We start from the raw sequence: 18745 nt of genomic DNA, 5'->3' as shown, positions 1-18745 counted from the left end.
ACATATACTGAAATAAAAACACTTATATAAAATAACAATAGAAGTTATTAGTGAAAAATGTTAGTCTTTGAAGTCTTTAATAGCTTTTTATGTCTGTGATAAATAATCTTAAATATTATTACTTGAATAAGAGTTAAAGCTATGATTGTTATTCCACAGACCATAAAAAAGTTCTCTGGCAAAGCATTTATAACTGGATCGGTATTTGGGTCAAATAACCATAAATCATTGCTGAAAAATAGCTTGTGAAAGTTTTCAAAGGTTTTATCGAAATTATTTAATACTAAAATAAGTATAGATATTGAAAAAACAGATAGAATATAAAAAGTATGGTTAAATATATTAAAAATTTCCTTTGAAAGATATTTTTTCTTAAATATAAATAATAATACAAATATTATGGCAGTAGACCAAGTTATGATATGAAGATATATAAATATATTTTTCACATCAACGAAATGTGTTTCGCCACCAGCACTCATTATGAAGTTTGGGAACTTCAATTTATTTATAAAAGGTGATTGAAGATATTTAATAAGTACTTTGTAGTTTGTCATAAGTTGTCCTTCTGAAAGAGAAGTAGCGCTTGTGATATCAAAAGCTTTAATGCCTATCTTGTATAATGGTGTAAAGTTTAAGGTTGCAATTGACCACAAACCAATTGAAGCAACAGTTAAAATAAGAGAGAGAATGAAATTTGCAATCTTAGTTAAGTAACTATAATTTTTAGAAATCATCATAACGTCCTTTCACGTAGCATAGAATATAAAGTTTCATATCTAATTATTATCATTTTTTATGAAAAATAAATAGCTTTATAAAAAATAATATAATAAAATTATGAATTATTTATGTTTTTATATGAAAATTAACTGATACATTTAAAAAAATATTAAATATATCAGTTAATTTTCATAAAGTCTATAATTATTGAGAAAATAAAAGAAATAATTAGAAAAAGAGAGATAATTTCGTAAAATTGAGTAATTCAGTCTGAGAAAATGGATAAAAATATCAATTAGTTGTTGAATTATTAAATAGTATTGTCTATTATAATAATTGTATTAGCACTCGATATTAATGAGTGCTAACAAATAAGTTAAATATTAAATTATATATACTCTAAAAAGCATAAGGAGGGTTTAGGAAATGAGAATTAAACCACTTGGTGACAGAGTTGTTATCAAAAGATTAGAAGCAGAAGAAAAAACAAAAAGCGGTATAGTTTTAACAGGAGCAGCAAAGGAAAAACCACAAGAAGCTGAAGTTGTAGCTGTTGGACCTGGAGCTATTGTTGATGGAACTAGAATTGAATTAGAAGTTAAAGTTGGGGATAAGGTATTATTCTCAAAATATGCTGGTACAGAAGTTAAAATTGATGGTGAAGAATACACCATACTAAAGCAAGAAGATATACTAGCAATAGTAGAATAATAGACAGGAGGTAGAATTTAATGGCTAAGCAAATAAAGTTTGGTGAAGAAGCAAGAAGAGCTATGCAAGCAGGTGTAGATAAGCTTGCTGATACTGTAAAAGTAACTTTAGGACCTAAGGGAAGAAATGTTGTTTTAGACAAAAAGTTTGGTGCACCACTTATAACAAATGATGGTGTGTCAATTGCAAGAGAAATAGAATTAGAAGATCCATTTGAAAACATGGGTGCTCAATTAGTAAAAGAAGTTGCAACAAAGACAAATGATGTTGCAGGAGATGGTACAACAACTGCTACATTACTTGCTCAAGCAATAATTAGAGAAGGTTTGAAGAATGTAACTGCTGGTGCTAATCCTATACTTCTTAGAACTGGTATAAGAACTGCAGTTGAAACTGCTGTAGATGAAATCAAGAAGATATCAAAACCAGTTGAAGGTAAAGAAGACATAGCTAGAGTTGCTGCTATATCAGCAGGCGATGAAGAAATAGGTAAGCTTATAGCTGATGCTATGGAAAGAGTAGGCAACGAAGGCGTTATAACTGTTGAAGAATCAAGATCAATGGGTACAGAACTTGATGTTGTTGAAGGTATGCAATTTGACAGAGGATATGTATCACATTACATGGTTACAGATACAGAAAAGATGGAAGCTGTTTTAGACAATGCTTTAATACTTATAACTGATAAGAAGATAAGCAATATTCAAGAAATTCTTCCAGTACTTGAGCAAATAGTTCAAACTGGTAAGAAACTTCTTATAATTGCTGAAGATATAGAAACAGAAGCAATGGCTACTCTTATAGTTAATAAGGTAAGAGGAACCTTTAACTGTGTTGCTGTAAAGGCACCAGGTTTTGGCGATAGAAGAAAAGAAATGCTTGAAGACATAGCAATACTTACTGGTGGTATAGTTATATCTGAAGAGCTTGGAAGAGACTTAAAGGAAGCTACTCTTGATATGTTAGGTCAAGCTGAAGTTATAAAGGTAACTAAGGAAAACACTACTATCGTTGGTGGTAGAGGAGACAAGGAAGCTATCATTAGTAGAGTAGCACAACTAAGAACTCAATTAGAAGAAACTACTTCTGAATTTGATAGAGAAAAACTTCAAGAAAGATTAGCTAAGCTTGCTGGAGGAGTTGCTGTTATAAAGGTTGGAGCAGCTACTGAAACAGAATTAAAAGAAAAGAAATTAAGACTTGAAGACGCTTTAGCAGCTACAAAAGCAGCTGTTGAAGAAGGTATAGTACCTGGTGGTGGAACAGCTTACGTAAATGTTATAAGACAAGTTGCTGAATTAACATCAGAAGTTGCTGATACTCAAGTTGGTATAGATATAATAGTTAGAGCTTTAGAGGAACCAATGAGACAAATAGCTACTAACGCTGGAGTTGAAGCTTCAGTTATAATAGAAAAAGTTAAGCACAGTGAAGTTGGAGTAGGTTACGATGCATTACTAGGTGACTACAAGAACATGATAAAAGCAGGAATTGTTGATCCAACTAAGGTTACAAGATCAGCTCTTCAAAATGCTGCATCAGTTGCATCAACTTTCTTAACAACTGAATCAGCTGTAGCTGACATTCCTGAAAAAACTCCTGCAATGCCAAATCCAGGAATGGGAATGGACGGAATGTACTAAGATTAACAACTTAAAGCTAGAATGCTTATGCATTCTAGCTTTTTTACTGTAAAGAAAATCATAAAGTTTTATACCATTCAACGTATATATTTCAATGATTTTACAAGTCTTTTATGGATATACAGTAAAAAATAAAACTTAATCGACTTTTAGACTTTCCTCAGATATATAAGGAAAGGTAGATAAACAATAACATGAATTAAAGTTACGTTAATTGTATGCTTTTGTTAATTTAATGATTATAATTAATAAAATCGGATATAATTAAAAAAGGAATTAACTTATATAAGTACATAACGACAATGTGTACATGCTGTTTTACGATTGGTATAACTGGAAGTTAATAAATGAATACAAAGATTGTTACATATTTGGTGTTTTTTAAAATATAGAATTATATGGATATATAGAAAAATAGGAGCTATGGATGTACCACTTCTTAATAAAATTTATATTTTTAAATTCCCTCACCAGAAGCCGTGAGAGTTTTAAAATAGATTTCGTATCGAAGTGTTAAATCTATATAAGAGAATATTATAATTAGATTAGTAAATTTAATGCAAAATTTACTTGCAATATATGGATTGTAAAGATGATAATTGATATGAATTCAAATTAAATAGATCAAATTTGAATTTAATTCTAGAAGGTTTAGGAGTAATACATGGAGATTGGAATTTTAATTTTTATTTTAGGATTAGTTATTGGAAGCTTTTTGAATGTATGTATTTATAGAATACCAAGGGGAGAATCAATTTCTTTTCCTCCTTCACATTGTACTGATTGTAAGACTCAAATTAAAGCTTATGATTTGATACCTGTAATAAGCTATTTATTTTTAGGAGGAAAATGCAGGCACTGTGGTAGCAAGATATCTATTAAGTATCCTGCTCTGGAATTATTCACTGCAATAATATTCTTATTAATATATAACCAGTACGGACTATCAATTGAACTCATAAAGTTTTTAATATTAGCTTTATTTTTAATTGTTATAGCATTTATTGATTTTAATACCCAGGATGTATACGCAGTAACAACATATCCATGCCTTTTTATTGGAGTGGTATTTATATTGATAGACAAGTTCTATTTACATAGCGATATAATGACTTACTTAATTGGCCTTGTAGTTGGAGCCGGTGTAATTGGACTTATAGTTATACTTACAGGGGCTATGGGGACAGGGGATATAGAGATAGCGGCCATATGTGGTATATATTTAGGCTGGAGCAACACGCTGATTACAATATTTTTTGCCTTTATAATAGGCGCGATTATAGGTGTGTCACTTATAGCTCTAAAAAAGAAAGGAAGAAAAGACCCAATAGCATTTGGTCCATTTTTAGCTATTGGTACAATGATAGCTATGTTATATGGCGATAGAATAATAAAAATTTACCTTAATTTATAAATATATAATTATATAATTTGGAACTTTTAGATTAAATTTTACATTTTATATTTAATATACTTATATTTTTTGTCGAAAAATATGAGATGTTATGTAAAAATAACTAAATATAAACTTTAAAAGTCGGTTTTTAAGATGAATTCAGAATGTTTAAGTTTATGTTTAATGGTAAGTTTAATGCATATAAAAAGTAACCAAGAAATTATGGACTTAGTTACCATATCATGGCAGAATTTTTGGGTTGCTTTATTAAACTTCACTTTGTATACTTATTATTATATGAAGTAGAATTATAATTTATTCAACCAATTTGGTTGGAAGGAGATGCCAATGGAGGGAGTAATTAAGAGAAGACTGGGTGACATGCTTGTGGAATCTGGTAAGATATCTATGCCTCAACTTCAGGAAGCTCTTAAGAAACAAAGGATAACTGGTAAGAAGTTGGGTGAAATGCTTATAGAACTAAGTATGGTAACTTCAGAAGATATCATGGAGGTTTTAGAAAAGCAAACAGGAATAAAGAGGATAAACCTTAACATTACAACCTTTGACAAAAGAGCTCTTAAGGTAGTACCGGAAAGCGTTTGTGATAAGCATGAATTAATACCTTTTGGTTTCAATGATAATAGAATAATGGTAGCGATGTGGGATCCACTTAATATATTTGCTATCGATGACGTTTCAATTTCCTCTGGATTTGAAGTTGAAACTTATATATGTACAAGAGAAGAAATTAAAAAACATATAGAAATGGAATATTCAAGTCAGAAGGTTACAAAAGCTGCTGAAGAGCTTTCCAAGGGTAAGCTTGAAGCTAAAACAATTCAAGTTCAGGAAGAAGAGCAGTTTGATGATATAAAGAATGCGCCTGTCGTAAAAATGGTTGAATATCTATTTAAAAATGCTGTTGAGATGAGAGCGTCAGATATACACATAGAGCCATTCGAGGATGAAATAAGAATAAGATATAGAATAGATGGACAGCTGCAGACTACGAATTCTTTAGAGCCTGAAAGCCAAGCTGCACTTGTCACAAGAATAAAGATACTTGCAGGACTTAATATAGCAGAAAAAAGAATACCTCAAGACGGAAGAATCATAACTAAAGTAGGTCATAAGGATGTTGACTTAAGAGTTTCAATCTTGCCTGTGGTAGCAGGTGAAAAGGTTGTAATAAGAATACTAGATAGAGAAAGCTATCAAATAGGAAAAGAAAGACTTGGAATGAAGAATGATGATTTAGAGGTTTTAGATAGAATAATAAAATCTCCACATGGAATTGTTCTTGTTACAGGACCTACTGGAAGCGGAAAATCAACTACCCTCTATACAGTACTTAGTGAGTTAAATACTGGTGATGTTAACATAGTAACTGTTGAAGATCCAGTTGAATATACCTTAAAGGGTGTAAATCAAGTTAATGTAAACACCAAAGCTGGACTTACCTTTGCAAACGGTCTTAGATCTATATTAAGACAGGACCCTGACGTTGTAATGATAGGTGAGATAAGAGATAGTGAAACAGCAGAGATAGCTATAAGAGCTGCCATAACTGGACATTTAGTATTAAGTACACTACATACTAATGATGCTCCTTCATCTGTATTAAGATTAGTAGATATGGGAATTCAACCTTATTTGGTTTCTACATCTTTAGCTGGTATAGTTGCTCAAAGACTAGTAAAAAAAATATGCCCTAACTGTAGACAAGCCCATGAAGCTTCTGCTTATGAAAAGGCAATCTTAGGAGAAAAGCATAATGAACCTATTACTATTTATAAGGGGGTAGGCTGTGGCTATTGTAATAACACAGGTTATTCAGGTAGAGTAGGTGTTTATGAGATAATGGAGATAACTAGAGATCATAGAGATATGATTTTAGAGACTAGAGATTCTAATCAACTAATGGATTTATCAATAAAAAATGGGATGAAAACTCTTGGTATGTCATGTAAAGAGCTTGTTTTAGAAGGTGTGACAACAGTAGAAGAAATGGCTTCCATTGCGTTCTTAAAAGAGTAGAAGTTTCTTTAAGAAGAGAGGTGTTTAACTTACATGCCTAATTTTAAATATAAAGCAATGAATGAAAATGGTGATAGACTTCAAGGAACCTACTCTGCAGATTCTAGAGATGAAGTTATGGATATGATAAGTGCGAATAATTATTATCCGCTTCTAGTAGAAGAAATACAGCAGGGAACAACTATAAACTTGAGTATTTTTGATAGAGTTAGTACTAAAGATATTGCTATTTTTTGTAGGCAATTTTATACCATGCTAGATGCTGGTGTATCAATAAATAGTTCCCTTAACATTCTTGCAAGGCAGCTTCCTAATAAAAAGCTTAAAGAAGTACTTTCAAAGGTTGAGGATAATGTTAAAAAGGGTGAAACCCTATCTGAATCGATGAAGCTTCAAGGAAAAGTGTTTCCAGACTTACTTATAAGTATGGTAGAAACAGGAGAGATGAGTGGTAATCTAGATAGCGTAATGCTTAGAATGTCTACTCATTTTGAGAAGGAAAATAAGATTAACAATAAGATAAAAGGTGCAATGGTTTATCCTGCTGTACTAAGTGTACTTGCAGTCAGTGTTGTAACTGTACTTTTAACTTTTGTTTTACCTACATTTATAGATATGTTTACACAGAGTGGAGTAGAACTTCCTGTACCTACAAAAATTTTACTTGCTATCAGTGGTGCTTTGAGCAAACATGGATTTTTAATACTTTTAATAATTGTATTAATTGTATTAGGATTAAGATATTATTTTAAAAGCGATAGTGGGCAGTTATTTATAAGTAAATTTAAGCTTACATTTCCTATTGTAAAAGGACTAAATCAAAAGATTATTGTTTCTAGGTTTACTAGAACCTTATCTACTATGCTATCTAGTGGTGTAAGTTTAGTGCAAGCTTTAGAGACTGTATCAGAGGTAGTTGGAAATAAAATAGCTCAAAATAAACTGTTAGAAATAAGAGAAGAACTTATCAAAGGTGAAGGGTTATCTAAACCTATCGAAGAAAGTAAAATATTTCCCCCAATGCTGGCTTCTATGATAAAAATAGGAGAAGAGTCGGGGTCATTGGATGAAATCTTAAATAAAACTGCTGATTTTTATGATGAAGAAGTAGAAACAACTATACAAACGACCACGGCTTTGATAGAACCTTTACTTTTAATAGTGATGGGTGGGATAGTTGGGTTTATCGTAATATCGATAATGATGCCAATGTTTACTATGTATAACAATATGTAGTGGCTAAAATATATAATAAAAGATTCAAGGAGGAATAATTTATGTCAAACGTATTAAATACGAGACTAAACAAGAAAAAGAAAGGATTTACTTTAATTGAACTTATTATAGTTATAGCTATAATAGCAATTATTGCAGCGATCGCTATACCTAACTTTGCGAAGGTTAGAAATGATTCCAAATATAAGGCTGATGTACAAAGTTGTGAAACAATTAAGAGGACTGTTTTAACTAAGATTGCTGATGGTAGCATAACTGTTGATCCGGCTCAAACAACAACTAAAGTAATTACTATAACTTTCCCAAGTGGAACTCTTACATTTTCTGATTCATCACTTTCTGATACATTAAGCACAGTTAAAAAGCCTCAAGAAGATGGCGCAACAGGTTATACAATTTGGGTTAGTAAAACTGGAGAAGTTGAAGTTTTGACTACTAGTGGAACTGCTAAAACAGATACTATAACAACTCCATAATACAATTATTTAATAGTATTAATATAAAGTGTAAAGTTATCTTCATAACTTTACACTTTAAACTATATCTATTCATAACTTAGCTTATATATGCCTAAAACCCAATATACATACAGTTTTAAGTATATATAAACTAAAGTTAAATTGAACTCAATGAGAAACATATTTTATTAAAATATAGATATGAGTAGCAAAACTAAAACAGAAAATCGGAGGTTCAAGTAAATGGATTTCAGTAAAGTAAAAGACTTAATGAATGTAGATATAAGTGATCTTAAAAATAAAATAAGAAATAAACCTATTGAAAAGAAACCGATTAAAAAGAAAGAACTGAATAGAAAAGTAGTTTCTTTTGATTTTGGAAGTGACACTACTAAGGTAGTAGTTGGTAAGTACTATAAAGATCAATTAGAGATAGAAAGACTTATCACGGCTAAAACTCCTGTAGATGCGGTTGGAGATGGAAATATATTAAATCAAGAAGTTATGACTGTTTTTTTAGAGCAGCTTCTTAATAATAACAAAATCAATATAAAAGAGGCCATTTGTACAAATAACTCTACTAGTGTAATTAATAGAGAAGTTGTTATACCTGCTGTACAAGAGGATGAACTTAGTACAGTGGTTAAGTATGAAATCCAGCAGTATCTTCCTATAAACATGGATGATTATGTGATACAGCAAAGTATACTGGATAGATTTCAAGTGGAATCAAAGCTTAAGTTTAAGACTTTAGTTATTACATATCCAGAAAAATTAGCTATGAAGTATTATAAGCTTTTAACTAACTCAAATTTAAAACCTTTAGCTTTAGATATATCTTATAACTCCTTAAACAAACTTGTAAACTACAGTAATAAAGTAAATGATGAAGCTTATGGCACAGAAGAGACTTTAGCTTTTATAGATATGGGGGCAAGTACTCTTAGTGTAAGTATATACAAGGATGGTAAGTTTGAATTTACTAGAATTATAAAGTCTGGTGGAGCCAATATTGATGGAGCACTTAGTAGAGCAATGGGAATATCTTTAGAGGCTGCTGAAGAGATAAAGAAAAACAAAGGTGATTTATCAATTTCAAGTGATAATGAGGATTCTTCTAATAGAATAATAAGAGATGTAGTAAATGAATGGAGTATGGAACTCGAAAGAATAATTCAATTCTACAGAAACAAAAAGGTTGGAAATAGTATAGATAAGATATTCTTATATGGAGGAAGTTCTAACTTAAAAGGAGTAGAAAGATATATATTTAATAGATTTTCAATACCTACTTCAAAGGTTAGAACCATGGATAATGTAAATCTAAATTTAAAAATAGCCACTGAGACTATAGAACAATACCTTAATGCAATTGGTTCTATAATAAGACTGTAAGGGGGATATGAGTATGAATGATTTTAATTTTTTCGCCCCTTATCAAGGGAAGCAAAAGCAGGTAGTAAATAAGAAGATATATATTTATACAGTTTCAGCAGTAGTTTTATTATTTATTGTAGGAACTTTTGTATGGAACAGTATAAATGTTTATATGCTTAATAGAGATATAGACAAGTTTCAAAGCTCTATAAATTCTCCAAAGGTGCAAGATAAGGTAAAAAAAGCTGAAGAAGTTAACAAGAAAATAGATGTACTTAATAAATATGATGATGGTCTTACTAAGATTAACGAAGGTATAAACAGCAGAAATACTATATCATCAAGTCTGCTTAATAAAATCAATTCTACACTTCCAGCAGATGTTTATTTTAAGAGTATAACTGTTGATGGAAGTAGTCTTAGTATACAAGGAGTTTCTAAAACAAGAACAGCTATTGGTGAAGTTCAACACAATATGAAAGTCCTAGATATAATAGCAGATGCCCAAATAGGAAATATAAGCGGAGATGATTCTAATGATGGGAATTATACCTTTGACTTAAAATGTACATTAAAGGATGTTGATGTGAAATGAAGATAAGTGAAAGAGAAAAATATTTACTAGGTATTCTGCTAGCGGTTCTGGTAGTTGTGGGCTACTATCAATTCGTTTATACAAAACAAGTAGAGAAAATAGCTGGGCTAAAGACTCAAAGAGCTGCAGCTGAAACAAAATATAACACAATAATGAACACAATAAACTCCTTAGATAAAAAAGAAGCAGATTTAAAGATATTAAATGCAAAAATCATAGATAAATCAAAAAATATTTATCCTGAGCTTATTCAAGAAAAACTAATATTAGAATTAGATGATCTTCTTAAAGGAGCTAATTTAAAGGGTAATATAAGCTTTTCAAATATACAAGTTCAAGGAGTAGAAGGTAAAAAGAGTACTTACCAGCCGTTACCTTCTTCGTCACTTCAAGGTTTAGCAGATCAATACAACAACAGTACTAGCAATAATAACAATAAGACAAATAATAGTGGCACACAGGTAACTCAACAAAATAATGGACAAGCTGTTCAAGCAAAAGATGGTGGTGGAAATACTGCCGAGCAAATGAAGGTTACGTTAAACTTTAGAGGAAGCTATCAAAACTTAACTACCTTTATAAAAAACATAGAAGAAAGAATCAAAAGAATAGTATTATCTAATCTATCTATGGCTCAAAGTACTCAAACTGGTATAACTGGAACTTTAACTTTAGAATTTTATGCAGTTCCTAAGGTTGGAGATGAAGATAGTGATTATTCAAAATGGCTTTTAACAAATAAATATGGAAAAGATACACCTTTTGGCGGAGGTCAACTTACCTTGGCTTCAACCATAGAAGATGCAGCTAAGCCACAAGAAGTAAAGAATGATTTTTCAATGGTTTCAAAGCCTATTAGTTCTGATTTACCTACAGTTATAATTGGTAGAGACAATGATCAAAGCAGGACAAGTTATCTTTATGCTGATAACCCAGGTATTGAAAATATAGAAATGGTAGTTACTAAGGACAAAAATGGTAGTTACTATTATAAATATAAGACAAGTAAAAATAGTTATCCTCTTCAGTATGATTCTAATGGGGTAGAGTTTAAGCCTAATGCAGGAGATATTAAATTTGAAATTTTCTCAACGCCTAGACAGGGTGTGGGTGATAAATCTGGTGTAAATATGAAGATTATCAATAACACTGATAAAGTTATTTCAGTTGCTATAAGTGGTGATGATGGCGCTAATCCGAGAATAAAGATTACTGGTGAAGGAAAAGCAGTAAATGTCACCAAAAATTAGAGGTGATGCTTATGAGTATTAAATCGAAAAAGAAAAAAGGTATGACTCTATTAGAGGTAATCATAAGTATAGCAATAATAGGTATTATGATTGTTCCAATAGGAAATATGATTTTGACATCGGTAAAAATAAATAAGAATGGTGAAGACAAGCAACAAGCTGTTTATTTATCACAGCAAGTATTGGATGGATTAAAGAGTATTGGTTCTTTTGAAAATGCTACAATAGTTTTAAATAATGATAGTTCTAACCCATTATTAATCAATGCTTTAGGCACTGCAGGAAGTTTAAATTTGGGAGATTATAGAGTCGATGTAACTATTAATAGAAAAAATCAAGACGTAAGTTATAATAACAATGATACTAGCACTTCGTATGATGAAAAAGTTGAAGTTAGTAGAGATGACGACAACAGAACCTTTACACTTGATGGTACAGTTAAAACAATATCAAATAATAAAAATGATTTGTATATAACAGTAAATAGTTCCGTAAGTGGAGGTGTCACTCAGTATAATTTGACTTTTAATAACACTACTACTAATAATATATTTACCATAACAAAAAATACATTCACAAATAAGATAAATGTAAAATTTAGTGATTTATATGAAAGCGGCAGTAACTTTAATATACATGTAACTAATGGACTTACAAGTGAATTAAAAGTTTACGTTACAGTTCCTATTGATAGAGTGTTTAGAGAAGATAATAGTCGCACTATAAAATATTCTAGTGTTAATGAAGGCGGTCTAGTTAGCTTTTACAATGCATCAGAAGGTAATGCAGACACGTTTAGTAAAAATTATGATGCTAAAGTAGAGATTTTTAAACACAATGATTTAATTTATTCGGTAAATTCAAATATAGCTAAGTGATGGGAGGAATTTGTTCAATGAAAAAGAAAAAAGGCAGTACATTAATAACTGTAGTAGCTATATTTGCAATATTAACTACTGTGGGAGTTTCTGTTTTAGCGTTGACAACCTCAAGCTATAAATCAAGGATAATTGAAAGCAAAAGAATTGAGAATTTATATTCTACTGAGTCAGGCTTGGATATTGCTTATGCTATCACAGGAAAGGTAGTGGAGCAATCATCAAGAGCTGGAAATGATAGCGTAAGTAACTTTATAAGTAACCAATTGAATGGACAGATAGCTAGCGAAAAAGTGAAAATGCAGAGCAGTAATGTTTGTGATTATCCAAGAACTGATAATGAGAGAAAAAGCAGACTCTTAAAAGATGATTATTCTATAAATGTAGATGAAGTAAAAAAGGTGTTAGACAATAAGTTTTTAGAAGCTTTTAACAATGTAATAAGAAATGAATTGAGATATTGCTTGGAACATAAGGTATATATAAATAATTATTCGGCAACAGTAGATAAATATACAGCTGTAACTTTTACAGAAAATAAAAATCCAGATTTTACAGCAGAGGTAAAAGGAATAGATGATACCAATGCACAAAATGATACTAATCCAACTAAATTTTCTTTAAAGATAATTTCTAGTTATGAAGAAGACTCTAATACAGGAAATCATCAAAGGCAAATAGAGGCTAATTATAAGATTACTCCTAAGTATTTAGGTGGATACGGCTTAAAAACTAACAAAGCTGCTGTTGGCGTTAATCCAGTCATTCAAAGAGCTATAGCAGCTGACGGAGATTTGAATGTAAAAAATACTGGGGATTTTATAGTAAATGGTCAAATATTTATTAAAGGAAATGATTATGAGAGTGTTGGATCAATTGCTTACTATAAATATAAAGGCGGTATAAGTATAGATAATTCTACGGCACGGCTTAATGGAGAAGTAGTAACTTCTAAAACATTAAATTTGATAAATAATGCAACTTCAAATATACCTAATCTTTATGCAAATAACATTTATGTTGGTAATACAGAAGGAAATACCTCTAATTCGAATAATCTTCAAATAAGTTATGCGGTATTGGATAATGATTTAGCTATAAATTCTACCAACAGTACAGTGACAATAAATAATGGGTTATATGCAATAAGTGATATTTCAGATAATAGTGATATCTTGCATTCAGCTGATAAGCTTGCTGCGAAAGAGAGATCATCTAGTAGTATTATTGTAAATTCAAATGATGATTCATCCTCAATATTAGTTAATGGTGAAGCTTATATTATGGGTACTGCTTATATAAATACAAGTGGGGTAAATGGCAGTTATCAGACTGGAGAGTCTGTGGCTGTAAAAGGATATTATAACGCATATACTACCATGCTACCTAGGGAGGAAAATAGTGGCTATTATTACTCATATTATCCTCCGCTACAATTGATTGATAAGGATAAGATAACGGTATTTGATAAAAGCGCACATTTCTACGATTATTACAATACGAAAATTAGTAATGGTGAGAGTGTTAATATTACTAAACAAATTCAATTACCTGAAAACGGAGGAACTAAAAGTATAGGAGCATATATAAGTCGAGGAAAACTATATAACTCAACTTTTAAGCCGGAAAATACAGCAGATGTAGTGAAAAAACAAAAAGAATTTGCAAGAAAAGTTTATGAAATGGGTAATTCAAATCTTGATGAAGATGAAATAATCAATGCATATACTAAAGGTAAGGTAATTAAAACTGTAGATTTAGAAGTAAAACTAACAGCTGATAAAGATTATATCTCTTCAAATAGTGATCCCAACACTGTTATCATAAATTCAGATCCTTCTAAAAAGATCTTTGTAAAAAATGGAAGTTATAATGTCGGTAATACTTCTAGCGATATTGTAATAAATAAATCTGATATTAAAGGAATAATAGTAACTGCAGGTGATGTGTATTTGTCTGGAGATGTTAATTTTACAGGAACTATTATAAGCAAGAAGAGTGTGAATGTGGATAATTCTTTAAGTGGACAGGGAAATACACATATTACTTATGATGCAGATTATATTCAACAAACTATTATTGATCCTAAGTACAGCAGTAAGTTTAATGGTTTATTTGATTCTACAGATACTGTGTCAGATCAAATAAAAGAGGCATCTAGTGAGATTACTTACTCTGATGAAGTGGTAAACGCAATAGATCCTAAAAAATATATAGATAAAGGTGTTTGGAAAATTATTAGATAATTGAGGTGTTAAATTTGATAAATAAGAAAAAAGGATTTACCCTCATTGAGGTTATAATTGTACTAGCTTTGCTAACAATAGTTTTAGGTGTTATATACCAGTTTTTCTTTTCAAGCAATAGAGATCTAAATGATACTGATGTAAAATCTAATCTTCAATTTGAAGGCCAACAAATTCAAAATTCATTTACTAGCTATGGTAGCCAAGGAAATATTATAAGACAGCTTAATGGAAATAACCCGCCTCCAGCAGATTCTACTGAAAGAGGTATAGAAAACTTGATGTTAACACTCTACGCTGGAACAGAAACTATAACTTATAGCTATACCACAACTAATAAAACTTTGACTGAAACACATACAAAGGAAGATGGCACAGTCACAACAAAAACTCTTTCAGATAAGGTATTGAGTATAACAATTAGGCCTATAGGTGGAACTTATGATGTAGCTTCAGGCATGACTATGAAAGTTACACTACAAGATAAAGGCATAAGTTACAGTATAACCTCAAATGTTGTATTTAGGAATAAAGGGGTAACGACACAATAAATTAGAGCAAAAAATGCTATTGAATTAATTAAGTTTTATAGTTATCAATAGCATTTTTTCTTAACATGTATTTATCATTTATAATTAAAAAAATATAATAAAACTTGTACAAATTTTCTTGAAACTAGAGTATCATATAATTAATAATCACATAATAAGGTGGTGATTTTGTGAAGAAAAATATTATTAAAAGAACGGTTTTGTTATTAGCAATTGTAGTTCTCGTATTTGGAGCTTTTTTTACTAATAAACTTATTATAAAGGCTTCTGTTTCTCGAAATTCAATGAGTATATTAGAGATAGAGCCAACTGACAGATTTTCACTAACACAAACACAGGGATCAGCAACTTCAGGAGTTGAAACTATTTCGAATATATCTAATATGGCAGTAACTATAAGGCATATAACCATGGCTGAATATATTTCTAATGTAGAACAAATCAATGGTAAATATGATGTGGTTGTCATTGGTAATAATAATACTTCAAGCTCTGTTACTTACAGTGCTGAATTTGGTAATTCAAAACCAAGATATTTGCCGTATGGTAAGGAAGCTTACAATACTACATCTAGTCCAACTACATTAGGGATGCTTAATGATAGTAGATGGGCCGGTACTAGAAATAGTAATGGTACTCCAGATCAAAAAACATATATTGAATACTACAGTGAAAATGATATAACTAATAAGAGAGCAAATGAAATATTAGATAGTATAAATTCTGGACAACTAGTTTATATAGCTAATGAAGCTCTTAGCAATACAGGTACGAAAATATATTCTAACTTTAATAGTTTAACCAACGGAAATCTTGTTAAAATCAATCAAGCTCAAATGACACTAAATAGTATTGTTGATAAATATATAAATGGAACTGCTAAAAGATCGCCTGTTTTATCAATAGCAAGTCAATCAAAAAACAACGATAGAAATATTAATTTTGTTTACAACATAGCAACTGATAATGAAGAGCAAAACATGACTGTAAGCTTATATTTAGATTTAAATGGAGATGGGTTATTTAAAGATAAGGAAAAAGTAAAAACAATTCAAAATATAAATACATCAAATACTCAATATAATAATGGAATCATAAGTTATAAGCTAGATGATCAATTCGTAGGAAATTTAACATGGAAACTAGAAGTAGTTACTAGCGGTAATGTAAAAACTTATAAAACTGGAGTTATAGACTTTCAAGCGGATCCTAATCACAAACCAATAGTTAGAGTACTTCAAGTTTATCCAGTCTCAACAAATGGTATAAGTAATAGTTTTAATTTAACTAATAATAGTATAATCAATAGCTTAATAACAAATCTTCGTGATTACAATTTACAGATTGCAGCTAAATCAACTACAGAATTTAATAATGATATATCATCTGGGAATAAACTCAATAGTAATTATGACATGATAATACTTGGATTTGCAGATAGCTATGCTTATAATGATTTGCCTCAAACTAGTATTAACGAAATCAAGAGTTTTATAAGTACTGGGCAGAGTGTTATGTTTACCCATGATACAGTAACTTATAGATATCTTTCCTATCCAGATACAACTTCAGCTACAACCATAAAGCCAACTGTAGATTCAACTGATAAGAGTTCTAAAAATATAACTCATAATTTTAGGGATATAATAGGTCAATCAAGATATGTGGACCCGTATAATCCAACTGAAGTTGATATATATAAAAATTTCAATGTCAGTACTGGGAAATATGATGCAAGGAATATTCCACATGAGCAGTTAAAGAGCAGCGATCAAGGGAAGGTTTCACTTGGTATGACAAAAGGACTGTTAAGCATGTTTGAAAGTTCTGCTACTGCTGGTTCATATTCTGGTGAATCTACTAGTGTTTATAAAATAAATGATGGACTTATTAATCAATATCCATATAGAATAGGATATGATGCAGATATAAGTGTAGCTCCGACTCACTATCAATGGTACCAACTTAATTTAGAAGATCCAGATGTTGTACCATGGTTTACTCTAAAGCCAAGTGGTAATGGTTATAATCAATATGATGCTAGAAATTACTACTATACTTATTCAAAAGGCAATATAACATATTCTGGAACTGGACATAGTGGTGATAGTACTAGATATACTACAGATGAATGTAAGCTTTTTGTAAACACCATGGTTAAAGCAGAAAGAGGAGCGAATCATGCTCCTACTTTACAAGTTAATTTAAATGATGGGGCGAAGGTATCAAGAAATCAGTCAAGCATTGACTTTAATTTTATTCCAACTGATAGGGATAATGATCCCATAAATGCTGATGTAACAGTTAGATATGGTACTAATCTAATCCAGACTTATTCTTATAGTAATAAAAAGCAAGGAGAGGCTATCCCTGTATCAATACCTAATTCTGTATTTAAAAACGTAAGTGGAAATGGTATTACAATAACTGTTAAAGCTTCTGATCCGCTTCTAGCAGAAGTTTCACAAACTTATACAATAAATTTAGTTAGTGATCCAACGGTTTCTTTAAGTTTATCATATGATAAGACTGGATATCTTGTTGGAGATGTAGCTACAGTTAGAGTTGTTGCAAATTCAAACCAATCTACTCAAGGATTGCAAACAACGTTGTCAAATATAACTTACAATATTACAGGAAAGTATAATAGTGAAGATGTTCAAGTAACAAGCGGGGGAGATAGTATATCTTTTAATAATGTAGTGTTTTCACCTGCAGCTAATCCTAGTAGTCAAACTAGTAGCTTCACCTTTCTGACTAAGAAAAGTGGACAAATATCTATAGATGGTGTACTTAGCTACAACCAGACTAATACTACATCTCCAGGTGGAGGAAAGTATAAGATAGGGTTACCCGTAAGAGATGGACAAGCAACTGTAAGAATACTTACAGGGAATAATTCTGTAGCTATGGGAACTGCACAGGTTGATGTATATAAGGATGGAACAAAGGTTAATACAGTAAGTTTTAACAGTGGAAGTACTTCTATATACAATATTACCACAGGGGTATACACATTTAAATTAAGTAATGTCCCTGATGGTTATCAAGTGGATCAATCAGAGATAACTAAATCATTCGACTTTAATAATAATGCGCAAGATATTGAATTTGTAGCAAACCCTATTGCAGAAATTTCACATGGATTATATACGAATAATAGTCTTATAACAGAAAATATTAATCTAACCAAAAGCTCAAATGCTACTTTTGGAGTTATATTTAAAACTAAAGACTTAACGCCAAGTATTGCTTTTGATTTAGATGATTCGATTACTAACGTTACAGTTGATAAGTTTAAGCTATTTAGGATGAATGGTGACGGAACTATTACCCAAATAACAGATTGTAATATAACTAAACTTACTGAAACTGGAAATAAATTCACAGTGGCATTTTCAAATACTGAAACGGATAGTAAGTATCTAATTCAATATTCTGTAAAGCTAGGTAACAATAATTCATATACTAATAATGTTACTTTGAATGGTACAAGCAGGCCGATAACAATTACATGTCAAGACTTGCAAGATTTATTTTAGGAAAGTAGCGCCTCAAATCGAGGTGCTATTTTTTTACGTATAAAGAGCAGGTTTATCTAAGTGTAATTAAATTTAAAGATTGATGGCAAGTTAATTAGA

The 18745-nt window shown here is 30.7% G+C and carries 14 protein-coding genes; 13 read left to right on the top strand and 1 reads right to left on the bottom strand.

Annotation, left to right across the window (positions count from 1 at the left end):
* Nucleotides 1–47 precede the first annotated feature (47 nt).
* Nucleotides 48–740 carry a TIGR01906 family membrane protein gene (locus J3477_RS15155; protein WP_206870811.1) on the bottom strand — a complete coding sequence of 231 codons (693 nt, stop codon included), beginning with the start codon at nucleotides 738–740 and terminating at the stop codon, nucleotides 48–50.
* 409 nt (nucleotides 741–1149) lie between these two features.
* Between J3477_RS15155 and groES the strand changes: the two genes are divergently transcribed.
* The 13 genes from groES to J3477_RS15090 all read left to right on the top strand — a co-directional run bounded on the left by groES (nucleotide 1150) and on the right by J3477_RS15090 (nucleotide 18646).
* Nucleotides 1150–1434, top strand: a complete 285-nt coding sequence (gene groES / locus J3477_RS15150; RefSeq protein WP_200267758.1) for a co-chaperone GroES — start codon at nucleotides 1150–1152, stop codon at nucleotides 1432–1434.
* Nucleotides 1435–1454: 20 nt separating this feature from the next.
* On the top strand, nucleotides 1455–3077 hold the full coding sequence (groL, locus tag J3477_RS15145; protein WP_206870810.1) for a chaperonin GroEL: 1623 nt from the start codon (nucleotides 1455–1457) through the stop codon (nucleotides 3075–3077).
* A 670-nt stretch (nucleotides 3078–3747) separates the two neighbouring features.
* Nucleotides 3748–4491: a prepilin peptidase gene (locus J3477_RS15140; RefSeq protein ID WP_371876605.1), complete on the top strand. Its 744-nt coding sequence runs from the start codon at nucleotides 3748–3750 to the stop codon at nucleotides 4489–4491.
* Between the two features lie 330 nt (nucleotides 4492–4821).
* Nucleotides 4822–6513: a GspE/PulE family protein gene (locus J3477_RS15135; RefSeq protein ID WP_206870808.1), complete on the top strand. Its 1692-nt coding sequence runs from the start codon at nucleotides 4822–4824 to the stop codon at nucleotides 6511–6513.
* A 33-nt stretch (nucleotides 6514–6546) separates the two neighbouring features.
* Nucleotides 6547–7749 carry a type II secretion system F family protein gene (locus J3477_RS15130; RefSeq protein ID WP_206870807.1) on the top strand — a complete coding sequence of 401 codons (1203 nt, stop codon included), beginning with the start codon at nucleotides 6547–6549 and terminating at the stop codon, nucleotides 7747–7749.
* 41 nt (nucleotides 7750–7790) lie between these two features.
* Nucleotides 7791–8225, top strand: a complete 435-nt coding sequence (locus tag J3477_RS26320) for a prepilin-type N-terminal cleavage/methylation domain-containing protein (protein ID WP_206870806.1) — start codon at nucleotides 7791–7793, stop codon at nucleotides 8223–8225.
* A 225-nt stretch (nucleotides 8226–8450) separates the two neighbouring features.
* On the top strand, nucleotides 8451–9602 hold the full coding sequence (pilM, locus tag J3477_RS15120) for a type IV pilus assembly protein PilM (RefSeq protein WP_206870805.1): 1152 nt from the start codon (nucleotides 8451–8453) through the stop codon (nucleotides 9600–9602).
* Nucleotides 9603–9615: 13 nt separating this feature from the next.
* The gene (locus tag J3477_RS15115; protein ID WP_206870804.1) at nucleotides 9616–10179 is read left to right on the top strand and encodes a PilN domain-containing protein; all 564 of its coding nucleotides are present in this window, start codon (nucleotides 9616–9618) and stop codon (nucleotides 10177–10179) included.
* Nucleotides 10176–11429 carry a hypothetical protein gene (locus J3477_RS15110; RefSeq protein WP_206870803.1) on the top strand — a complete coding sequence of 418 codons (1254 nt, stop codon included), beginning with the start codon at nucleotides 10176–10178 and terminating at the stop codon, nucleotides 11427–11429. Before J3477_RS15115 ends, J3477_RS15110 begins: the two co-directional genes overlap by 4 nt.
* A gap of 11 nt (nucleotides 11430–11440) precedes the next feature.
* The gene (locus tag J3477_RS15105; RefSeq protein ID WP_206870802.1) at nucleotides 11441–12307 is read left to right on the top strand and encodes a prepilin-type N-terminal cleavage/methylation domain-containing protein; all 867 of its coding nucleotides are present in this window, start codon (nucleotides 11441–11443) and stop codon (nucleotides 12305–12307) included.
* Between the two features lie 17 nt (nucleotides 12308–12324).
* On the top strand, nucleotides 12325–14553 hold the full coding sequence (locus J3477_RS15100; RefSeq protein ID WP_206870801.1) for a hypothetical protein: 2229 nt from the start codon (nucleotides 12325–12327) through the stop codon (nucleotides 14551–14553).
* Between the two features lie 14 nt (nucleotides 14554–14567).
* Nucleotides 14568–15104, top strand: coding sequence for a type II secretion system protein (locus tag J3477_RS15095; protein ID WP_206870800.1), 537 nt, complete (start codon nucleotides 14568–14570; stop codon nucleotides 15102–15104).
* A 170-nt stretch (nucleotides 15105–15274) separates the two neighbouring features.
* Entirely contained in the window at nucleotides 15275–18646 is a 3372-nt protein-coding gene (locus J3477_RS15090) for a DUF5057 domain-containing protein (protein ID WP_206870799.1), read from the top strand.
* The last annotated feature ends 99 nt before the right edge of the window (nucleotides 18647–18745 follow it).

It is taken from the genome of Clostridium zeae, assembly GCF_017312485.1.
Taxonomy (GTDB): domain Bacteria; phylum Bacillota; class Clostridia; order Clostridiales; family Clostridiaceae; genus Clostridium_AR; species Clostridium_AR zeae.
This window is presented reverse-complemented; position numbering and strand designations above follow the sequence as displayed.